This is a genomic window from Paenibacillus oryziterrae, assembly GCF_042610485.1.
In the GTDB taxonomy this organism is placed as follows: domain Bacteria; phylum Bacillota; class Bacilli; order Paenibacillales; family Paenibacillaceae; genus Paenibacillus_AQ.
Window position 1 is genome coordinate 23,237 of sequence record NZ_JBGJZO010000007.1, and the last position, 20,442, is coordinate 43,678.

Here is a 20,442-nt window from a genome sequence, read left to right on the forward strand (position 1 = left end):
GAAATGGCCTATACCCGCGGAAATTTGGCAGTACAGCCCAAAAGAAAAGAAGAAGTTAATCCGCTCTACCGCGAGAAGACGAAGGTAGTTACTCGACGTATGTCGTTGCCCCTTCAGGAAAAGTTGCTGTACATGATGACTCTGACTTTATTTATTCTGGTAGCGACAGCACTTATCTGGCGTTATCTTCACATTTACGATTTGAACAAACAGGCTCAGCAGCTGGATGTGGAAATTTCGAAAGCTAACAAGCAAATTGCCGTATTGCAGATGGAGAAACAGAAGCTTGAGCAAATGGTACCTGTTACTGCTATGACTAAGCTCGGTTTCTCCGCTCCCAAAGACGAAGATTCAATCTTTGTTCCAAAAGAAACATCTGCTGACGTAGAGTAAATATCAGCAATGAGGATCGTTGCCAAAAACAGAGGTTGTGAGGTTGCCTATGGTTAAGAGAATAAAACTTCGCACACTTTTTATAGGGGGTTGTATTACCCTTTTTTTTCTTGTGCTGATTGGCCGTGTGTTCTATATCCAAGTGCTGAAGGGTGATTTCTGGCAGGCGCAAGCCGCTGATCAAAGGGCGCACACTTCGATTATCAAGGCGGTTCGCGGTGTAATCTCTGACCGCAACGGTACGGTCTTGGCCAGTGACGTTCCGGCTTATACCGTTGTCATCTCTCCTAAAGTTATTCATGAGCGCGGAATCGGTGAAGAAGTCGTGACCAAGCTGCATGAGCTGCTGGGCAAGCCTGTAAACGAACTGCAGAAATTGGTCGAAGCAAAGGACAAGGACGGGAATTACCTAGAGAACCGAGAAGTCCGTAATGAAGGCTGGAAGATTGACCTGGAGCTTAGAGACAAAGTGCTCGCATTCAGAGATGAGCTTAAAAAAGAACATGATATTCAGGAGACTGGAATTGGGATTATTCAGGAGCAGAAGCGTTATTATCCGAATGATACGCTAGCTGCTCATATTCTCGGCTACACGGATCGTGACGGTGTTGCAGTCGCGGGCCTTGAGGCTCTTTTTGATGAGAAGCTGAAGGGTGTTAACGGAGAACTCGACTATCAAAGTGATGGTAAGGGCTATAAGCTGCCAGATGCGAATGAAACGTATAAACCGGTGGTCAACGGCGATAATCTCAAGCTTACGATAGACAGAACCATTCAATATTACATTGAAAAAGCTATGCAAAAGGCATACGCAGAGTACCAGCCTGTCAGTATGACAGTGATTGCTGCCGATCCCAACACCATGGAAATTCTGGGTCTGGCTAATATGCCAACCTTTAATCCTAATGAATATATGAATGAGGAACTATCCGGATTCTATAACCATGCTATTAAATCAACCTATGAGCCGGGCTCTACATTTAAAATAGTAACGCTGGCTGGTACCGTTCAGGAGAAGCTGTTTAATCCGGATGCCAAGTTTAAGTCAGGTTCTATCAAGATCAAGGGCGTTAAGAATCCGCTTCATGACATCAATCGGTCAGGCTGGGGTGAAATTACTTTCCTTGAGGGCGTGAAACGTTCCAGTAACGTGGCTTTTGTCAAACTCGGTTATGAGATGCTGGGTAAAGAGAAGCTGATGCAGTATATTACTGATTTCGGTTTTGGACAAAAGACGGGAATCGACATGCCAGGAGAAGCACAGGGTATGGTTGACCCAAAATACGAAGCGGAATTTGCAACATTGGCCTATGGACACGGTAAGGTACTAGTTACACCACTTCAGCAGCTGGTTGCTGTGTCCGCTATCGCTAATGGCGGCAAGCTGATGAAACCGTACGTGGTGAAAGAGATTACCAATCCGAATACCGGAGAGAAGACGGTGACAAAGCCAGTGGTTGTCCGGCAGGTGATTACCAAGGAGACTGCCAAGGAAACCGGCGGCTACCTAGAGCAGGTGGTTGCGGATCATACGATTGGTACAGGCCGCAATGCCTATATTGAAGGTTACCGTGTAGCCGGCAAGACGGGTACGGCAATCAAGGTTGAAGGTAAAGGGTATGTTAAAGACAAACAGCTGGTATCTTTTATCGGCTATGCCCCTGTCAATGATCCGAAGATCGCAGTTATTGTCATCATTGATGAACCGAATGTGGAGCTTGGCGGCGGTGCTTTGGCTGCTCCGGTCTTTAAAGAGATCGTGTCTCAATCCCTTCAATATATGGGAGTGCCGAAATTGTCTGAAGAGAATAATGAGGACGGCAATAAAGGTGAAGAAAGCTCAACAAAGAATACTGCACCTGCGCTGCGTACCACACCTGATCTTACGGACAAAACCATGAAGGAAGCGCGGGCACTGCTGCTTAATAAAGGCTTTGACTTTGAGGGTGTGGGTGACGGCCCTACGGTTACCAGCCAATATCCTAAAGCCGGGACGGTACTCAGTTCAGGCCAGAGGATATACCTGATCAGCCAGAATGGTGCCGGAACGTCAATCCCCGATTTACGTGGTGAGTCGCTCCGGGATGCACTCGAAATTCTAACGCTTCTTAAGGTGGGGATTGAGGTTGAAGGAGAAGGTTACGTAGCTGAACAGGTTCAAGGCAAGAAAGACGGCAAGACTATCATTTCTCTAAAGCTGAAGCCGCTTAATGAATACGGTGAGGATATCCCTGTAGAGCATTCAGAGGATGAAACAGAAACTGCAGAAGGCACATAGGCTTGTTCTAACCCCTGTTTGTCCTGAATAGTCATGAGTTAAGTGAGCATGTCTATTGTGGGGAAAGCGGGGGATACGGAATGAAAGTTTCAAAGGTCGTGACACGGCGGCGGATGCTTTGGACGCTGCTAACCCTAATGATGTTATTCGGGGCACTGGTGATTCGTCTTGCTTATGTCCAATTATCACAAGGTGAAGAACTATCGGCCAAGGCTGAGAATTCCTGGCGCCGGAATATACCTTTTACAGCGAAGCGGGGAGAAATTCTGGACCGGGAAGGCGTGGCGCTTGCCTATAATGTCAGTTCGCCGACGATTTATGCAGTTCCTGTGCAGGTGAAAGATAAGCAAAAGACAGCACAGCAATTGGCTCCGATGCTGGGTATGACTGAGGAAAAACTGCTTAAACAGTTATCTAAAAGGGAATTATCGGTGAAGCTGCAGCCCGGTGGCCGCAAAATTACGATGGAGCTTGCCGCGAGCATCCGTGATTTGCAGCTCCCGGGCATCGTTGTAGCTGAGGACAGCAAGCGGCATTATCCTTATGGAGATCTTGCTGCACATATTCTGGGATTTACCGGCATTGACAATCAGGGGCTCACAGGTGTCGAAAATATATATGATAAGCTTCTTAAGGGAATTGAGGGCAATATCTCCTATCTGTCTGATGCGGCTGGAAGACTGATGCCCGGCTCATCGGAGAAATATTCAGAGCCACAGGACGGTCTTAACCTCCAATTAACGATAGATAAGCAGATTCAATCGATTATGGAGCGTGAGCTGGATCAAGCAATGGTGAAATATCAGGCGCAGGGAGCTTGGTCGATTGCTATGGATCCGAGGAATGGCGAGATTCTGGCTATGGCCAGCAGGCCGGGGTATGAACCAGGGAATTACAAGGAATACGATCCCCAGACATATAACCGGAACCTTCCGATCTGGATGACTTATGAACCGGGGTCTACGTTCAAGATCATTACCTTGGCAGCGGCACTGCAGGAAGGGAAGGTCGATCTCCAGAAGGATCATTTCTATGATCCCGGATTTATCGAGGTGGGCGGTGCAAGACTCCGGTGTTGGAAGAAGGGCGGCCATGGCAGTGAAACCTTTATGCAGGTAGTCGAAAATTCCTGCAATCCCGGATTTGTTGTGCTGGGACAGCGGCTTGGTAAAGATTCATTGTTCAAATATATCCGCGATTTCGGGTTTGGAACGAAAACAGGTATCGACCTGAACGGTGAAGCGAATGGTATCTTGTTTAAACCGTCTCAGGTCGGACCTGTAGAGCTTGCAACTACCGCTTTTGGCCAAGGGGTATCGGTCACCCCGATTCAACAGATTGCAGCAGTGTCGGCGGCAATAAACGGAGGCAAGTTATATACACCGCATGTGACTAAGGCTTGGATTAATCCCGTCACCGGGGAGACGGTTTCGCAAATAAATCCGGAGCTGGTCCGTCAGGTCATTTCAGAGGAGACCTCCAAGAAAGTGCGCGAGGCTCTGGAAAGCGTGGTAGCAAAGGGAACCGGGCGGCCGGCCTTTATTGATGGATACCGGGTCGGCGGCAAGACGGGAACCGCACAGAAGGTAATCAACGGGCGGTATTCGCCAACAGAGCATATTGTTTCATTTATTGGGTTTGCCCCGGCGGATGATCCGCAGATTGTTGTCTATACCGCGGTTGATAATCCTAAGGGCATCCAATTTGGGGGCGTGGTGGCTGCTCCGATTGTTCAAAATATTCTGGAGGATTCCCTTCATTACCTGAAGGTGCCGGAGCGTAAAGATCAGCTCCCTAAAACCTATAAGCTTGGCGAACTTCCCATTGTTACTGTACCTGACCTTACCGGTGCTACCGTTCAAGATATTTACGAGGATATGAATATGAATTTTAACCTGGCGCGTTCGGGATCGGGGGATACCGTCATTAACCAGGCACCTAAACCCGGAGCAAGAGTTGAACAAGGATCGACAATCCGGATTTATATGGGCTCTTCGAGTAAATAATTATTATAATAGATGAAGGTAATCACCTATCTGAAATGTAGAGTGAGGGATCGATATGAAAGTTAATGAATTGTCATCTTGTTTGGCGGCGTCGCAGCTTCTTGGAGACGGGGATATCGAGATCAGTGATATTCAGACGGATTCGCGCCGGGTGAAACCCGGAGATCTGTTTATTTGTCTGCCGGGACATACTGTAGATGGACATGATTATGCTCCGCAGGCAGCTGCCAAAGGGGCGGTGGCCCTTGTATGCGAACGGAGGCTGGACACTGAACTGCCGCAAATTCTGGTTGATGACTGCCGCTTTGCAATGTCTGTGATGTCCAATGCGTTCTTCGGCTCGCCGAGCAGCAGAATGAGAATGATCGGCGTAACAGGAACCAACGGGAAAACGACGACGACATATCTAATTGAGCGAATCATGCAGGATCAGGACATCAAGACAGGATTGATCGGAACGATCCAAATGCGGTATGACGGGCAGAGCTATCCGATGTCCGGAACAACGCCGGAATCTCTTGAACTGCAGCGCTCGCTTCAAGATATGGCCTCTAGAGGGGTTCAGTGCTGTATCATGGAGGTTTCTTCCCACGCGCTGGAGCAAGGGCGAGTGAAAGGTACTGATTTCCGTACCGCAATATTTACGAATTTGACCCAGGACCATCTGGATTATCATCATACAATGGAGGAGTACCGTTCTGCTAAGGGATTGTTCTTCTCTCGTCTGGGCAATGTTATCTCTCCTTGGAAAGAAGATCGCAAGTACGCGGTACTCAATGCGGATGATGCGGCCAGCTCTTACTTCTCCGCACAGACTGCAGCCGAAGTTGTTACATACGGTATTGACCATGAGGCAAACGTCCGGGCTTCACAAATTGCTATTACCGCAAAAGGAACCACTTTTCATGTGAACACCTTCAAAGGTGAAGCTGATATTTCACTGCGTATGGTTGGCAAATTTAATGTCTACAATGCACTGGCTGCGATTACTGCAGCACTTCTGGAGGATATTCCACTAACACAGATAAAAGCCAGTCTTGAAGCTGTGGCGGGTGTAAGCGGACGTGTGGAGTCCGTGGACGAAGGTCAGGACTTTGCAGTTGTTGTAGATTATGCCCATACTCCGGATGGATTAGAGAATGTGCTTCGCACCGTATGCGAATTCGCAGAGGGCAGAGTCCTCACCGTGTTCGGATGCGGGGGCGACCGTGATCGTACCAAACGTCCTTTGATGGGTAAGATCGCCGCCAAGTATAGCGATTATGTGCTGGTAACCTCAGATAATCCGCGGACTGAAGATCCACAATTCATCCTGAATGATATTGAGGCAGGTCTTAAGGAAGACAGCGTAGCACCGGAAAAATACGAACTGATCGTCGACCGCCGGGAGGCGATCTCAAAAGCTGTTGAAATGGCAAGCCCCGGAGATGTAGTATTGATTGCGGGGAAAGGTCATGAGACCTACCAGTTAATTGGCGGGGTAGTCCATGATTTCGATGACCGGGTTGTCGCCAAAGAAGTGATAAGGGGTCGAAACTATTGATTAGACGAACACTGGGTACTATCGCAGCCATGTGTGGAGGCGAGCTGCTGGATCCTGCGGCGGCTGGCACAGAAATAGCGGGAGTGATCACAGACTCCCGTAAAATCATTCCCGCCTGCCTCTTTATTCCACTGGTAGGAGAGAATTTTGACGGCCACGAGTTTGGAGCCGGGGCGCTTGCTTCCGGTGCAGCTGGAATCCTGTGGCAGTATGACAAGGGGCCAGCACCCGCTGGGGCTGTAATTGTGGTTGAGGATACCCTCACCGCACTTCAGAAACTCGCTGCTTCCTACTTGGACCAAGTGGCTCCTAAAGTAATTTCTATTACTGGGAGCAACGGCAAAACCACAACTAAGGATATCGTGACAGCACTTTTGGAGACTCGTTATAAGGTTCATAAGACCAAGGGGAATTTCAATAATCATATCGGCCTTCCGCTCACGCTTTTGTCGATGGAAGAAGGTACGGAGATCGCTGTGCTTGAAATGGGTATGAGTGCACGCGGAGAGATCGCCCACCTGACTTCTCTTGCTTCATCCGACATTGCCATAATCACAAACGTCGGTGAGTCCCATCTGCTGCAGCTCGGCTCCCGCAAAGAAATTGCCCGCGCCAAGCTCGAGATTACCGGTGGACTGAAGCCGGGAGGACTATTAATCTATAACGGTGATGAAACGCTGCTGGCGGAAGTGCTAGCGGAGGAAATCCTGCCAGCATCGCCTGCCTTTGAGACCTTCAGGTTTGGGATGAATAATGATAATGACGACTATCCGACGGGAATCATGGCTCATCCGGGTGGGGTGACCTTCACGTCCGCAAGTTATGGGGATCGGGCATTTACGCTTCCGCTTCCAGGACGTCACAATGTTATCAACAGCCTGGCTGCTTTGGCGGCGGCCCGTACTTTCGGAATTAGTGGAGATGACGTGGATACGGCGCTGCGAGGTCTCAAGCTGACGGGTATGCGGATCGAACTGATTACAGCACCTTCAGGTCTTACCCTGCTTAATGATGCTTATAACGCCTCTCCCACTTCGATGAAAGCGGCGATAGATGTACTGCAATCGATGAAGGGCAGTGGCATTAAAATAGCAGTGCTTGGGGACATGCTGGAACTTGGGCCGGATGAAGCTGATTTCCATGCGGAAATCGGATCATATCTTGATCCTGCGAAGACGGATTTATTGTTTACGTATGGACGTTTATCAGAGCATATAGCGAAGGCTGCGGAGGTGAATTTCGGTACAGAGCGGATTTACTCTTTTACCGATAAGAAAGAACTTGCAGATACGCTGAAGACGAAATGTGGCCCTAAGGATATTGTATTGTTCAAGGCTTCACGGGGCATGCGTCTGGAGGAAGTGCTGAACAGCCTTGTGGCCAATGATTAAATTAACTCAACGATTGGAGGGAATGTACCCATGGATTATCAACTTCTGCTGCTGACTATCGCTGTATCCTTTATCCTTGCGGTCATTGCCGCTCCGCTGTTCATTCCGCTATTGCGGAGAATGAAGTTCGGCCAGCAAGTGCGCGATGACGGCCCGCAAAGCCATTTGAAGAAGGCGGGAACGCCAACGATGGGCGGTATCGTCATTATCGTAGCCTTTACTTTGTCGTATTTGAAATTTTCTGTTGTGAATACTGATTTTTACGTTCTTCTGGTAGCTACACTCGGATACGGATTAATCGGATTTCTGGATGATTATATTAAAATTGTGTTCAAGCGCTCGCTTGGCCTAACTGCACGTCAAAAGCTGTTTGGGCAGCTTCTGGTAGGAGCTGTGCTGTGCGGGCTGCTGATCTCAGCGGGGCACAGTACAGAAATCAGCATTCCCGGTACATCCTACAGCTTTGACTGGTCGGGCTGGTTCTATTATCCGTTCATCATCGTGATGATGATGGCCGTCACGAATGCGGTCAATTTCACCGACGGAGTGGATGGTCTTTTATCAGGTGTAAGTGCGATTGCCCTTGCGGCATATGCCGTTATTGCTATGCAAGCTACTTCGATTGCGGCGGGAGTGTGCGCTGCAGCGATGATCGGAGCCGTACTCGGCTTTCTGGTGTTCAATGCACATCCTGCGAAGGTCTTTATGGGAGACACTGGATCGTTCGGTATTGGAGGCGCGATTGGGGCAATTGCCATTGTAACTAAAAGTGAACTGCTATTCCTGGTGATCGGCGGCATTTTTGTTGTTGAAATGCTTTCGGTAGTGATTCAGGTAGCTTCCTTCAAGACGCGGGGCAAGCGCATTTTTAAAATGAGCCCGATCCACCACCATTTTGAACTCAGCGGTTGGTCGGAGTGGCGGGTCGTCATCTCATTTTGGGTAGTAGGTCTTGTACTCGCGGCTTTAGGACTATATATCAGCAAGGGGTTGTAGTGAATGAATCATCCAGATATGTATCGCGGCCTGGAGGTCGTCGTTTTGGGTCTTGCCAAAAGCGGCGTTCAGGTTGCGAAGGTACTGCATGAGCGCGGTGCGATCGTGACAGTCAATGATAAAAAAGAGAGAGATCAGAGTCCCGAAGCTTCCGAACTGGAATCTTTGGGAATTTCTGTTATATGCGGCGGGCATCCGGAAGGGCTCATTCATGAAGGCGTAGCCCTGATCGTCAAAAATCCGGGCATTCCTTATTCCGTTTCTCCCGTGCGAAAGGCACTGGAGCTGGGCATTGAGATTGTGACTGAGGTTGAGGTAGCCTACCGTCTCTGCGCTGCACCGATGATTGGCATCACGGGCTCCAATGGGAAGACGACTACAACCACCTGGGTGGGTCTGATGCTGGAAGCTGCGGGCATGAATCCCATTGTTGCCGGCAATATTGGAATCCCGCTTAGTCAGGCGGCACAGGAGGCTACCGAGAACAACTGGATGGTCGTGGAGCTGAGCAGCTTCCAACTCAAAGGTACGGAGTCGTTCCGTCCTAAGGTTGGCGCCCTGCTGAATCTGGCTGAAACCCATCTGGATTATCATGGAGATATGCAGGATTATGTCGATTCGAAGAAAAAGCTGTTCGCGAATCAGGACGAAAGCGATACTGCCGTGTTGAACCTGGATGATCCGGTATGCCGTGAGCTGGTTCCTTATATGAAAGGCAAGGTACTGCCATTCTCAATGACTGAAGAACTGCTACATGGCGTATATGTCAACCCGTCCTTCATCCCGGGAATAGATGATCTCGTGAATCGCCGGATCATATACCGTGATAATGGTGAACAGGAGATTGTTATTGCAGAAGTCGACAGTATCGGACTTCCCGGCAGATTCAATGTGGAGAATGCGCTGGCTGCATGTGCTATCGCGATAGCGGCAGGGGCTTCTCCGGATGTACTGGGCGGAGTCTTGGCCTCTTTCCGGGGAGTAGAGCATCGGCTGGAATATGTCGAGACTATTGCAGGAGCAGCCTATTACAACAACTCCAAAGCTACGAATTCCAAAGCTACTACTATGGCGTTAACCTCTTTCCGCCAGCCAGTAGTACTGATTGCCGGCGGACTCGACCGGGGTTCGGATTATATGGAGCTTGTACCTGTGCTAAGCGGACGTGTTAAGGCACTAGTCGCTTTAGGAGAGACCAGGGACAAGCTGGCGGCTGTTGCTGAGTTGGCGGGACTAAAGCATATCGTAACCGTCGATAATGGTGAGAGCGCCGCCGCCGTGCTGCAGGCAGCCGTGCGGGAGGCTTCTGCTTTTGCGGAAGAGGGGGATGTGGTTCTCCTGTCTCCCGCCTGTGCAAGCTGGGACATGTTCACATCCTATGAAGAGCGCGGGCGTATTTTTAAAGAGGCGGTGCATAACCTTTAAGTAGGGGGGCGGATAAGCCTCTACTACGGAAGCAAGAGGTGTGCTCCTGATGAACAAGACTCGTCCTGCGCCGGATATCTGGCTCCTGATTCCTATTCTGGCTCTGCTCGTGATCGGCATGGTCATGGTATACAGTGCCGGGTCCGTACTCGGATTCCGCAACTATGGTGATTCATTTTATTTTGTGAAAAGACAGCTGCTCTTCGCCGGATTCGGGCTTATAGCCATGTATGTCACCGCCAATACCGAATACCGTGTATGGAAAGGGTTCGCCAAGGCCGGATTGATTGTCTGCTTCATCCTGCTGGTGATGGTCCTAATTCCGGGTATTGGCGTTGTACGCGGTGGAGCACGCAGCTGGCTGGGTATCAGCTCCTTCGGCATACAGCCCTCCGAATTCATGAAGATGGGGATGATTCTCTTTCTGGCGAACTGGCTGGGACGTGAGGATTACGACATAACTTCATTCACGCGTGGGCTGCTGCCGCCACTTGGCCTGATTGGTTCAGCTTTTGGTTTGATTATGCTTCAGCCGGATTTGGGCACGGGAACAGTCATGATGGGGGCAACCCTCATGATGGTCTACACAGCTGGAGCAAGAATGAAGCATCTGCTGTCCCTGGGCGTGGCGGGACTTGCCGGCTTTGTGGCCCTGATTGCTGCTGCACCTTACCGCCTGCAGCGGATTACGGCATTTCTGGATCCCTGGTCCGACCCGCTCGGCGCGGGATACCAGATTATACAGTCACTGTATGCTATTGGCCCGGGTGGTCTTGGTGGCCTGGGGCTTGGAATGAGCCGCCAGAAGTACAGCTATGTTCCCGAGCCCCAGACTGATTTTATTTTCTCAATTCTGGCAGAGGAGCTTGGTTTCATTGGCGGTCTGACCGTTCTTCTGCTCTTTCTGATTCTAATCTGGCGCGGGATGAGGGTAGCCATGAGTCTGCCTGACCGGTTCGGGAGTTATCTGGCTGTCGGCATCGTTTGTATGGTTGCGGTTCAGGTTGTGATCAATATCGGTGTTGTCATCGGACTTATGCCGGTAACTGGAATCACGCTCCCCCTGATTAGTTATGGCGGATCATCACTTACACTGATGCTGACCGCGCTGGGCATTTTACTCAATTTATCCCGTTATGTGAGGTGAAAGACATGCGTATCGTATTAAGCGGCGGAGGTACGGGAGGACATATATATCCCGCAGTCGCGGTAGCAAGGCAATTGGAAGCCGAGGATGAGGATACGGAAATATTGTACATAGGCGGAACAAGAGGCCTTGAGAGCAAGCTCGTTCCTCAGGAGAATCTCCCGTTTAAGGCAATTGATATTACAGGTTTCCGGCGCAAGCTGTCTTTAGATAATGTGAAGACCGTAATGCGTTTTCTGAAGGGTGTTAAGTCTTCCAAGGCAATGCTCAAAGAGTTTAAGCCGGATGTAGTAATAGGAACTGGCGGTTATGTATGCGGTCCTGTGGTATATGCGGCTTCAAAGCTCGGAATTCCTGCCTTAATCCATGAGCAGAATGCCATTCCAGGCTTGACTAATAAGTTTCTCAGCAGATACGCCGATACAGTTGCGGTAAGCTTCGCGGGAACGGAATCTTCCTTTCCAAGCAGCAAAAATGTCATCTATACCGGCAATCCGCGGGCGACAACGGTTACGAAAGCGGATCCGCGCCGGGGGTATGCTTCCCTTGGGATTGCTGAAGGAACGACAGTGGTTCTGGTTGTTGGCGGCAGCCGGGGAGCGAAGGCCATTAACAACGCCATGATTGAAATGGCCCCGTTTGTGGGTAAGGGTAATGGAGTTCATTACGTTTATGTTACTGGTGAGCCTTATTTTGAAGAGACCCGCAAAGCGCTGCGCCAAAAGCTGGGTGGATTACCAAATGAGCTGCATATCCTTCCATACATTCATAATATGCCTGAAGTACTAGCTTGCACATCTCTGATTGTGAACCGGGCGGGAGCTTCATTTATTGCTGAGATTACCGCGCTTGGTATTCCCTCTGTACTTATTCCTTCTCCTAATGTAACGAACAACCATCAGGAAGCTAATGCAAGACAGCTGGAAGGCGACGGAGCAGCGGTGGTGATTCTGGAGAAGGATCTGACCGGGCAAGCGCTGTATGAAGCAATCAAGAGCATTATTGGCAATGAGAACAAGCGGCGGGAAATGTCACAGAATTCATTACGGCTCGGCAAAAGAGATTCAGCAGCCGTGATTACAAAGGAACTCCGGAGACTAATCGGCAGACCGGATTAATACACAAGGTCAACGGAGTAGCAGGCCTACTCCACTGCTAAATCTAACTATAACGCGTCTGTCACACACCCGAGGGATTTAACATAGGATATTCCTATAATCGTGACAATCACCCAGTGCACTTCAGGAACCCGTGAAACGGGAACATGGCAGCTGTCATGGCTTGCCGTAACCGTAAGTGCATGTGGTGGGTGAGCGGTAATCTCGGGGGTGATACATTGGACAAATTGGTGATTGAGGGTGGAAATCCCCTGTCAGGCACCATTCGTATCCATGGAGCAAAGAATGCGGCTTTGCCGATTCTGGCAGCAAGCTTACTAGCCGAAGGAGTTCACTCACTGCATAATGTGCCAAAGCTGCTGGACATTGAAACGATGCTGGAGATATTGAATCAGCTGGGTTGCAGAGCCGCACATGAAGCAGAGACGGTAACGATCGATACTTCATTCGTGAACACATCCCATGTTCCAGAGGATTTGATGCGGCAGATGAGATCATCCATCTTCTTAATGGGACCTTTGCTAGCCAGATTTGGTGAGGTGACGATTTATCAGCCGGGAGGCTGTGCAATCGGTGAACGCAAGTTCGATCTGCATCTGCAGGGGTTACAGGCCCTTGGGGCGGAGATTGAAGAGAGCAATGGGCGGGTCTCCTGCCGGGCGGATAAGCTCTCAGGGTGCGATATTCATCTGGACTATCCGAGCGTAGGTGCAACAGAGAACATCATGATGGCTGCCGTGAAAGCCGAGGGAACGACCACGATTTCAGGTGCTGCAAGAGAACCGGAGATTCACGATTTACAGAATTTTTTGAACAAAATGGGTGCTAATATTATCGGAGCAGGTACGGATACGATAACCATTCAAGGCGTAAAAGAACTGATTCCGTGCGATTATGAGGTGATTCCCGACCGGATTGTTGCTGGCACCGTAATGATTGCTGCGGCGGTTACACGGGGGAATGTTACCTTGACCCACACGAATGCCGGACATCTGTCAGCGCTAATTCACATCCTGAAGCGCGCTGGTGTTCAAATTACGGTATGCAATGATATAATTAACATCAGCTGTATGGGGCGACCCCGCGCCGTTGAGAGAATTATTACCTCTCCTTATCCTTCGTTTCCTACCGATTTACAATCTCAGATCATGGTTCTGCTGGCGCTTGCCGACGGTTTCAGTATCATAAAAGAGACGGTATTCGAAGGACGATTCAAGCATGTGGAGGAAATGGCCCGTATGGGGGCTGATATTTCCATAGATTTGAATCGTGCGTTTATTCGCGGCGTTCAAAGACTGTATGGCGCCACCGTAGAGGCTACGGATTTACGCGCCGGAGCAGCGCTTGTTATTGCCGGGCTTGCCGCTCAGGGCACTACGATCGTCGAGCAGGCTCATCATATCGACAGAGGTTATGACGGCATAGAGAAGCTGTTTCAGAAACTGGGTGCCACCATCAGCCGTAAGGCGCCCGAACCGGAATCCTTTGATTTAAAGTATTAGACATTCATTTATCTTGGCCAATTCAAGATCCTGTCTTCTTCTGCAGGAAAAAGGGAAGACAGGACCTTATTATGGAGATATGAGTATGCCCAAAACGAATTTACCTCTTCTTAAAGAGGACAAGCCCAGGAAAAAAAAGAGCCGCAAGCTTACGATTATTTTGCTGCTGCTCTTCACTGCACTGCTCGCCGTCATTTTTTTTCGTTCATCTGCTAGCCGGATTACGGAGATTACATTTGAAGGAAGCAAGTATTCGACAGAGCAGGAACTTTTGTCTCAAAGCGGATTGAAGATCGGGGGGCAATACTTTGCTGTCTCGAAACAATCGGTCCATGATTCGCTGATGAAGCTCAGCACCATCCAAACTGTAGCTGTTCAGAAGACTTTTCCCGGCATTATCAAAATCCGGATTCAGGAGTTTCCTGCGGTAGCCTACGAGTTGGATCAGCAGGGCAGTCTGAAAGCGATTTTATCCAGCGGGGCTACGGTACCTATCAACGAAACCGGCATTGCAGTCGAGAAGCCAATTCTAACGGGATGGACTAGCACGGATTCCTATAAGGCAAAGCTATGTCAGGCGCTCGGGAACATTCCTAATGAGCTGACAAGTGATATTTCTGAAATTGTTCCGTCTCCAACGCTTTCTTTTCCGGACCGGATCAAGATGTACACACGTTCCCATTTTGAAGTCATAACTGCGATCTCACTTCTAAAGGATAAAATTGAATATTTGAATCAAGTGACTGAAACGGAGCAACCCGGCTTAATTAAAATGCTCGAGGCTGATTCTTATGTCCCATTTTACACAGATAAGCCAGAAGATGAGGGAACAGAAGAGTAAAAAGTCCCTACTATTGCGTCCTGAAAAATGCTACAATCGGTTTTATGGGCAAGAAACTTGCATCCCTCTTTTTTCTCCGGATTTTTGAGATTTAAGTAGCCGGGCGATGGTCATTTTGCACCTGCGCTTAAGATTATCTGCAAGATACAGTTCTCCATACACACATGAAATTTAAGAATATTCTTCCAGCTAAAAAAATTGTAGAAAAAAGAGGGAAAGGATTGCGTATGTTGAATATGTACAAAGACGTTTCCCAAGAACGGGAAAAAAAATTACTACTTATTACGAAGGAAACAGGAGGTGCCATAGGGCTTGAGCAACAATGACATCATTGTTAGTTTAGACATCGGTACATCCAAAGTTCGGGCAATTATCGGGGAAGTTACCAATGGAACCTTTAATATTATTGGCGTTGGATCTGCCAGTTCCGAAGGGATTCGCAAAGGCGCGATAGTCGATATAGACCAGACCGTACAATCTATCAAAAGCGCTGTGGATCATGCAGAGCAAATGGTAGGTATTCAAATATCTGAGGTCTATGTCGGTATTTCCGGCAATCATATTGGGCTTCAATCCAGCCACGGCGTCGTTGCTGTGCAGAATGAAGACCGCGAGATCGGTCCTGAAGATATTGAACGCGTAATAAAGGCTGCGGAAGTAATTGCACTCCCCCCGGAGCGCGAGGTTATCGATGTTGTCGCCAAACAATATATTGTGGATGGACTAGAAGGTATTCAGGACCCGCGTGGGATGATCGGTGTTCGTCTGGAAGTTGAGGCGACGATTATTACGGGGGCGAAGACGCCAATACATAACCTGCTTCGCTGCGTAGAGAAATCAGGATTAAAAGTCAAGGATCTTGTGCTGATGTCTCTTGGAGCAGGGGGTTTGGCACTTTCCAAAGATGAGAAATCAATGGGTGCTGTTCTGGTAGATATCGGAGCGGGTTCAACAACGATAGCCGTGTATCAGGAAGGTTCGCTTTGCGCAACCTCAACGATACCAATCGGCGGAGAATTTGTAACCAATGATATTGCTTACGGACTTCGGACGCTTACAGACCAAGCGGAGAAGGTTAAATTGAAGTATGGCTGTGCCTGGATTGACGATGCTGCACCGGAGGTTACTTTCAAGGTGCTCCGTATCGGAAGTAACGTGGAAAAGGAATTTAACCAGGAGGACTTGGCGGCAATTATTGAACCAAGGGTCCAGGAGATTTTCCATCTGATCTCCCAGGAAGTAAAACGGCTTGGTTACACTGACCTTCCCGGAGGTTATATATTAACGGGTGGGACTGTATCGATGCCGGGAGTTCTCAAGGCTGCCCAGTCAGAATTGTCTGCCTCTGTACGTATAGCCGTTCCGGATTATATCGGTGTCCGTGATCCTGGATTTACAGGCGGCGTTGGCATTCTGCATCACGTAGTCCGCAGCTTGCGCGGACGGGGCAATACTTCAAGTGGGAACAGTACTAAAAAACCGGCTGCCCGCAGCAAACAAAATGCTGCACCTAGCCAAGGGACTGTCCGGAAGCCTGGAATGGTAGAGCGTCTAAAGGAATTTTTCAGCGACTTTATATAAGCGGAAGTCCAAATATACTTGGACCGGCCATCCATGCACTATTCTAGGGGGAGATGGAATACTATGTTAGAATTTGATTTTGAAATGGAGAGCTTGGCGCAAATAAAAGTCATCGGCGTCGGGGGCGGCGGAAGCAACGCTGTCAACCGGATGATAGAGAACGGCGTTCAGGGCGTAGAATTTATAACGGTAAATACAGATGCCCAAGCGCTGCATATGGCCAAATCGGAGCATAAATTGCAAATTGGGGATAAACTGACCCGCGGACTTGGTGCAGGAGCTAATCCTGAAGTAGGTAAGAAAGCGGCTGAAGAATCCCGTGATTTAATTTCTAATACCCTTAAGGGTGCAGATATGGTATTTGTAACCGCAGGCATGGGAGGCGGCACAGGAACGGGCGCAGCTCCGGTTATCGCAGAGATTGCCAGAGAATGCGGAGCATTGACCGTAGGCGTTGTAACCCGTCCTTTCACTTTTGAGGGTAGAAAACGCTCCAACCAGGCAGAGCTTGGTATTGAAGCCTTGAAGGAAAAAGTGGATACGCTGATTGTTATCCCGAATGACCGTTTGCTTGAAATTGTAGATAAGAAGACTCCAATGCTTGAAGCTTTCCGTGAAGCGGATAATGTACTTCGCCAGGCGGTACAAGGTATTTCGGATCTTATCGCTGTACCGGGTCTTATCAACCTTGACTTTGCCGATGTGAAGACTATTATGACCGAACGTGGTTCGGCTCTTATGGGTATCGGTATTGCTGCAGGGGAGAATCGTGCTTCAGAAGCAGCTCGCAAAGCTATTATGAGCCCGCTGCTCGAAACATCCATTGAAGGTGCACGTGGTGTAATCATGAACATTACCGGCGGCTCCAACCTCTCTTTGTATGAAGTGAATGAGGCAGCCGAAATTGTAACCTCTGCTTCAGACCCTGATGTGAATATGATTTTCGGTGCGATCATCGATGAGTCCATGAAGGATGAAATCAAGGTAACCGTGATTGCAACCGGATTTGATCATAAACCGGCTCCATCGGCATCCCAGGTTCGCCGTCCGGCAGCCACTCCGAATGAAGCTGCTACTGACAAGAATGCCAACCTGCGTCCTTTCGGTAATCAGACAAGTTCGGACCAGCTGGATATTCCGACTTTCCTTCGCAACCGCACACGCGGCGGCAACAACGAATAATACAAGCACCGCCGATTTAGGCGACTTGATCCAAAAGTGCCCCACAGCCTAACGGCTGCGGGGCGCTTTTTTGTTTAGTGCTGCTTAAGAGCGCTCTGGAGGCCGCTCCGTGAAAGGACTGTTGCTACATCGCTGTTGTGGACGGATTCTTTGAAATTATTAAGCGGTAAAAATCCGTCCAAGCCTATGCTTCCGATGCTAGCTTTCCTGCGGAAAGCTTTCGGGCGACCGCTGCCGCTTTTCCGCAATCAGTTCGTCCTCTCCGCTACATGAGCGGTAACGCAAAAATAAAAACACCCAAAAACAAAAAACAGTAATGTCCCTTGTTGCTCGGAGGCAGACTCTCATCATTCTATTATTACGTTTTCCATAGCAACTTATCTATGAAATAGCCTATTGTCTCCGGATTTCTTGATTCATAGTGTTATTGACGGTTCAAATCCAAGAAACCAAGGTGGTTCATACCTCTCTTACAGTATCAAAATCCCCTCGTTGCTCCTTTTCCTTTCCTGATGTTTTAAATTCAATCCGTATAGTAGTTCGCCGCATATTGGTCTCAACGTTCCTTCAAGTATGACATTTCTGCTTCTTTCGGGGCTCATTAATCGTGAGAATGCAATCACAATAATAATAGACTATGAACGTAAAACCACCAGTCTCCCTGTAATGGAGACTGGTGGTAGAACTTGTTAATTGCTCAAGAATCGGCGTTTCGAATGCGCCGAAATCCTAACAGGGTGCTTAAATATCTTTTAGCATGTTGTTGCATTCACTGTCGATCATGCCCTTCCTCTCGCAGGAGGGAGGATAGGCTTGCTAAGGTTTGTCAGCCGCATGCTGCTGCGGAGGGTCGGGGGGATTCTGGAGAAACGGAGTGGTCGCCTTTAAAGCCCGATTTCCACCGACTATTCAAATCAAATAGAAATCGGGCTTTAACAGCGATTGTAAGAAACCCCCGAACCGTAGCTCTCGAACGTAGCTCTCGAACGTAGCCCTCAACCGTAGCCTCTCAAACGTTGAAATAAAGAACCCTAGGAACAGTAGCTTCTCGAGTTGTTCCCGATCAAGAAAATGTGCAGCTGTTCTGAGGCGAATCTCGACAAAAAAACCCCTTGATTGCCCCGAGGTTTAGACAGACTTTGGATACCAGAGTTCCTATACTAATCATATCGTTCAAAAAGAAAGCCTATCGACTTGGCTTCATATCAACTCCGCTAGGCAGGTGAAGGTGCTGGTAGTATATATTGACTTGATATTTACCGCCAATCTGCTGATCGACGGGGTTCTTTTGTGGCTTACCGCCTGGTTGGTCAAGCTTAAGATCTCCTGGTGGCGAATGGCTCTCTCTTCTCTGGTTGGGGCGCTATATGTGGTGATGATGTTTGTTCCGGACTTGTCCTTTTTGTACACATTTGCTATAAAGTTTGGGCTGTCGGTACTCATGCTATGGATCGCTTTCGGCTTTGTCAGCCTGCAAAGCTATCTGAAGACTATGGGAGCTTTCTATATGATCAATTTTGCGGCAGCGGGCGGAATTCTCGGCATTCATTATTTACTGCAGAACTCAGGGGATTTGTGGAAGGGAATCATGTACACCACGGCGGGAGGGTATGCTTACCGGGTAAAAATCGGCTTTTGGTTTATTCTCGTTACACTCCCGCTCGTGTTGATTGTTTTCAAGGCGGTTCACTCTTCCCGTGCTCAAAGAGAGAGGCTGGAGACATATGTTGGTGAAGTGAAGGTTGAGATTGACGGGGCATGCGTCGTTTGTCCGGGACTTCTCGATACCGGTAACCGGCTTTATGATCCTTTAACGCATATTCCTGTAATGGTTATGGAGGCCGCGCTCTGGGAAGATCATCTGCCAGCTGCCTGGAAAGGCAGGCTGACCCAGAATGAAGCGGATAAACTTCTACTGGAGACGGACGGGCAGTCCTTTGCCTGGCAGGACCGGATGAGGCTTGTTCCCTATCGGGGCGTTAATCGCGGGTCTTCCTTTATGCTTGCCCTAAAGCCGGACCGGGTAACCGTGAAGCTGGGAGATGACGTGTACATCAGTAGACGGGTACTGATCGGCCTGGATGGTGGAACTTTATCACCGGAAGGTATTTATAAGGCGATTATCCATCCGGATTTAGCACAGAAGCAGGATGCGGCAATACCTTCCTAAAACCTGGGTTTTGCCAATTCGGATCTGCCGTGTCGGATACAGATAAGCTTGCCGGTGCAGGGTGCCGGTCATGTAAGCTTGAACCTCAGCCCTGCATACTTCTTGAAGGAGGAACAATGATGTTTAAATGGAAAATGGCGATGCAGCTCCAATATTACCGTGTACTCTTTCTACTGGGGCTGAAAAGCCAGGAAATTTATTATATCGGGGGCAGTGAGGCGCTCCCGCCACCGCTTACGCGTGAAGAAGAGGAATACCTGCTGCAACGTTTGTCCACCGGAGATGCAGCCGTGCGGGCGATGCTGATTGAACGTAATCTGCGGCTTGTTGTCTACATTGCCCGTAAATTTGAGAATACAGGCATTAACATTGAAGATCTGGTCTCCATTGGAGCTATTGGATTGATCAAGGCAGTAAACACCTTTGACCCGGAGAAAAAAATCAAACTCGCAACCTATGCCTCACGCTGTATCGAGAACGAAATCCTGATGTATTTGCGCCGCAATAGTAAGACCCGGAGTGAGGTTTCTTTTGATGAACCGCTGAATATTGACTGGGATGGGAATGAACTTCTGCTGTCGGATGTGCTTGGAACGGAGAACGATACGATATACCGGAACATTGAGGAACAGGTAGACCGGAAGCTGCTGCAAAAAGCACTGGAGAAGCTGAGTGAACGGGAAAGACTGATTATGGAACTGCGGTTTGGCCTTCGCGGCGGCGAGGAAAAAACACAAAAAGATGTAGCCGATCTGCTCGGAATATCCCAATCCTACATCTCAAGGCTGGAAAAAAGAATCATCAAGCGGCTGCGTAAGGAGTTCAACAAGATGGTCTAGTCAGATGCCGGCAAGGAATAAAATGGCCGA

General features: G+C 49.0%; 17 protein-coding genes. All 17 read left to right on the top strand.

What is annotated here, in order from left to right:
- Positions 1-3: 3 nt before the first annotated feature.
- Positions 4-393 carry a hypothetical protein gene (locus ACAN55_RS09970; RefSeq protein WP_379131526.1) on the top strand — a complete coding sequence of 130 codons (390 nt, stop codon included), beginning with the start codon at positions 4-6 and terminating at the stop codon, positions 391-393.
- A 112-nt stretch (positions 394-505) separates the two neighbouring features.
- Positions 506-2,671 carry a penicillin-binding transpeptidase domain-containing protein gene (locus ACAN55_RS09975; protein WP_379131529.1) on the top strand — a complete coding sequence of 722 codons (2,166 nt, stop codon included), beginning with the start codon at positions 506-508 and terminating at the stop codon, positions 2,669-2,671.
- Between the two features lie 80 nt (positions 2,672-2,751).
- Positions 2,752-4,677: a stage V sporulation protein D gene (locus ACAN55_RS09980; RefSeq protein WP_379131532.1), complete on the top strand. Its 1,926-nt coding sequence runs from the start codon at positions 2,752-2,754 to the stop codon at positions 4,675-4,677.
- A gap of 55 nt (positions 4,678-4,732) precedes the next feature.
- Positions 4,733-6,220: a UDP-N-acetylmuramoyl-L-alanyl-D-glutamate--2,6-diaminopimelate ligase gene (locus tag ACAN55_RS09985; protein ID WP_379131535.1), complete on the top strand. Its 1,488-nt coding sequence runs from the start codon at positions 4,733-4,735 to the stop codon at positions 6,218-6,220.
- Positions 6,217-7,611, top strand: a complete 1,395-nt coding sequence (locus ACAN55_RS09990; RefSeq protein ID WP_379131538.1) for a UDP-N-acetylmuramoyl-tripeptide--D-alanyl-D-alanine ligase — start codon at positions 6,217-6,219, stop codon at positions 7,609-7,611. Before ACAN55_RS09985 ends, ACAN55_RS09990 begins: the two co-directional genes overlap by 4 nt.
- 30 nt (positions 7,612-7,641) lie before the next feature.
- Positions 7,642-8,607, top strand: a complete 966-nt coding sequence (mraY, locus tag ACAN55_RS09995; RefSeq protein ID WP_379131542.1) for a phospho-N-acetylmuramoyl-pentapeptide-transferase — start codon at positions 7,642-7,644, stop codon at positions 8,605-8,607.
- Positions 8,608-8,610: 3 nt separating this feature from the next.
- The gene (murD, locus tag ACAN55_RS10000) at positions 8,611-10,032 is read left to right on the top strand and encodes a UDP-N-acetylmuramoyl-L-alanine--D-glutamate ligase (protein ID WP_379131545.1); all 1,422 of its coding nucleotides are present in this window, start codon (positions 8,611-8,613) and stop codon (positions 10,030-10,032) included.
- A 49-nt stretch (positions 10,033-10,081) separates the two neighbouring features.
- On the top strand, positions 10,082-11,179 hold the full coding sequence (spoVE, locus tag ACAN55_RS10005) for a stage V sporulation protein E (RefSeq protein ID WP_379131548.1): 1,098 nt from the start codon (positions 10,082-10,084) through the stop codon (positions 11,177-11,179).
- Positions 11,180-11,184: 5 nt separating this feature from the next.
- Positions 11,185-12,297 (top strand): undecaprenyldiphospho-muramoylpentapeptide beta-N-acetylglucosaminyltransferase, encoded by a 1,113-nt coding sequence (gene murG, locus ACAN55_RS10010; protein WP_379131550.1) that lies wholly within the window; start codon positions 11,185-11,187, stop codon positions 12,295-12,297.
- A gap of 218 nt (positions 12,298-12,515) precedes the next feature.
- Positions 12,516-13,799, top strand: coding sequence for a UDP-N-acetylglucosamine 1-carboxyvinyltransferase (murA, locus tag ACAN55_RS10015; protein ID WP_379131552.1), 1,284 nt, complete (start codon positions 12,516-12,518; stop codon positions 13,797-13,799).
- An 85-nt stretch (positions 13,800-13,884) separates the two neighbouring features.
- Positions 13,885-14,640, top strand: coding sequence for a cell division protein FtsQ/DivIB (locus ACAN55_RS10020; RefSeq protein WP_379131555.1), 756 nt, complete (start codon positions 13,885-13,887; stop codon positions 14,638-14,640).
- Positions 14,641-14,804: 164 nt separating this feature from the next.
- Positions 14,805-14,966, top strand: a complete 162-nt coding sequence (locus ACAN55_RS10025; protein WP_379131559.1) for a hypothetical protein — start codon at positions 14,805-14,807, stop codon at positions 14,964-14,966.
- The gene (ftsA, locus tag ACAN55_RS10030; protein WP_379131561.1) at positions 14,953-16,221 is read left to right on the top strand and encodes a cell division protein FtsA; all 1,269 of its coding nucleotides are present in this window, start codon (positions 14,953-14,955) and stop codon (positions 16,219-16,221) included. The genes ACAN55_RS10025 and ftsA overlap by 14 nt, the downstream gene beginning before the upstream one ends.
- Positions 16,222-16,284: 63 nt before the next feature.
- Positions 16,285-17,403, top strand: coding sequence for a cell division protein FtsZ (gene ftsZ / locus ACAN55_RS10035; protein WP_379131566.1), 1,119 nt, complete (start codon positions 16,285-16,287; stop codon positions 17,401-17,403).
- A gap of 150 nt (positions 17,404-17,553) precedes the next feature.
- Complete coding sequence (locus ACAN55_RS10040) at positions 17,554-17,676, top strand: hypothetical protein (RefSeq protein ID WP_379131569.1); 123 nt, start codon at positions 17,554-17,556, stop codon at positions 17,674-17,676.
- Between the two features lie 958 nt (positions 17,677-18,634).
- Positions 18,635-19,573: a sigma-E processing peptidase SpoIIGA gene (spoIIGA, locus tag ACAN55_RS10045; RefSeq protein ID WP_379131942.1), complete on the top strand. Its 939-nt coding sequence runs from the start codon at positions 18,635-18,637 to the stop codon at positions 19,571-19,573.
- A 116-nt stretch (positions 19,574-19,689) separates the two neighbouring features.
- Positions 19,690-20,412, top strand: a complete 723-nt coding sequence (gene sigE, locus ACAN55_RS10050; protein ID WP_379131571.1) for an RNA polymerase sporulation sigma factor SigE — start codon at positions 19,690-19,692, stop codon at positions 20,410-20,412.
- The last annotated feature ends 30 nt before the right edge of the window (positions 20,413-20,442 follow it).

Bases quoted from the DNA above. Each gene is read 5' to 3' on its own strand.
- murG (WP_379131550.1), top strand. From the start codon at position 11,185: ATGCGTATCGTATTAAGCGGCGGAGGTACGGGAGGACATATATATCCC.
- spoVE (WP_379131548.1), top strand. From the start codon at position 10,082: ATGAACAAGACTCGTCCTGCGCCGGATATCTGGCTCCTGATTCCTATT.
- ftsZ (WP_379131566.1), top strand. From the start codon at position 16,285: ATGTTAGAATTTGATTTTGAAATGGAGAGCTTGGCGCAAATAAAAGTC.
- sigE (WP_379131571.1), top strand. From the start codon at position 19,690: ATGATGTTTAAATGGAAAATGGCGATGCAGCTCCAATATTACCGTGTA.
- ACAN55_RS09980 (WP_379131532.1), top strand. From the start codon at position 2,752: ATGAAAGTTTCAAAGGTCGTGACACGGCGGCGGATGCTTTGGACGCTG.
- murD (WP_379131545.1), top strand. From the start codon at position 8,611: ATGAATCATCCAGATATGTATCGCGGCCTGGAGGTCGTCGTTTTGGGT.
- ACAN55_RS10025 (WP_379131559.1), top strand. From the start codon at position 14,805: ATGAAATTTAAGAATATTCTTCCAGCTAAAAAAATTGTAGAAAAAAGA.
- ACAN55_RS10020 (WP_379131555.1), top strand. From the start codon at position 13,885: ATGCCCAAAACGAATTTACCTCTTCTTAAAGAGGACAAGCCCAGGAAA.
- ACAN55_RS09985 (WP_379131535.1), top strand. From the start codon at position 4,733: ATGAAAGTTAATGAATTGTCATCTTGTTTGGCGGCGTCGCAGCTTCTT.
- mraY (WP_379131542.1), top strand. From the start codon at position 7,642: ATGGATTATCAACTTCTGCTGCTGACTATCGCTGTATCCTTTATCCTT.
- ACAN55_RS09970 (WP_379131526.1), top strand. From the start codon at position 4: ATGGCCTATACCCGCGGAAATTTGGCAGTACAGCCCAAAAGAAAAGAA.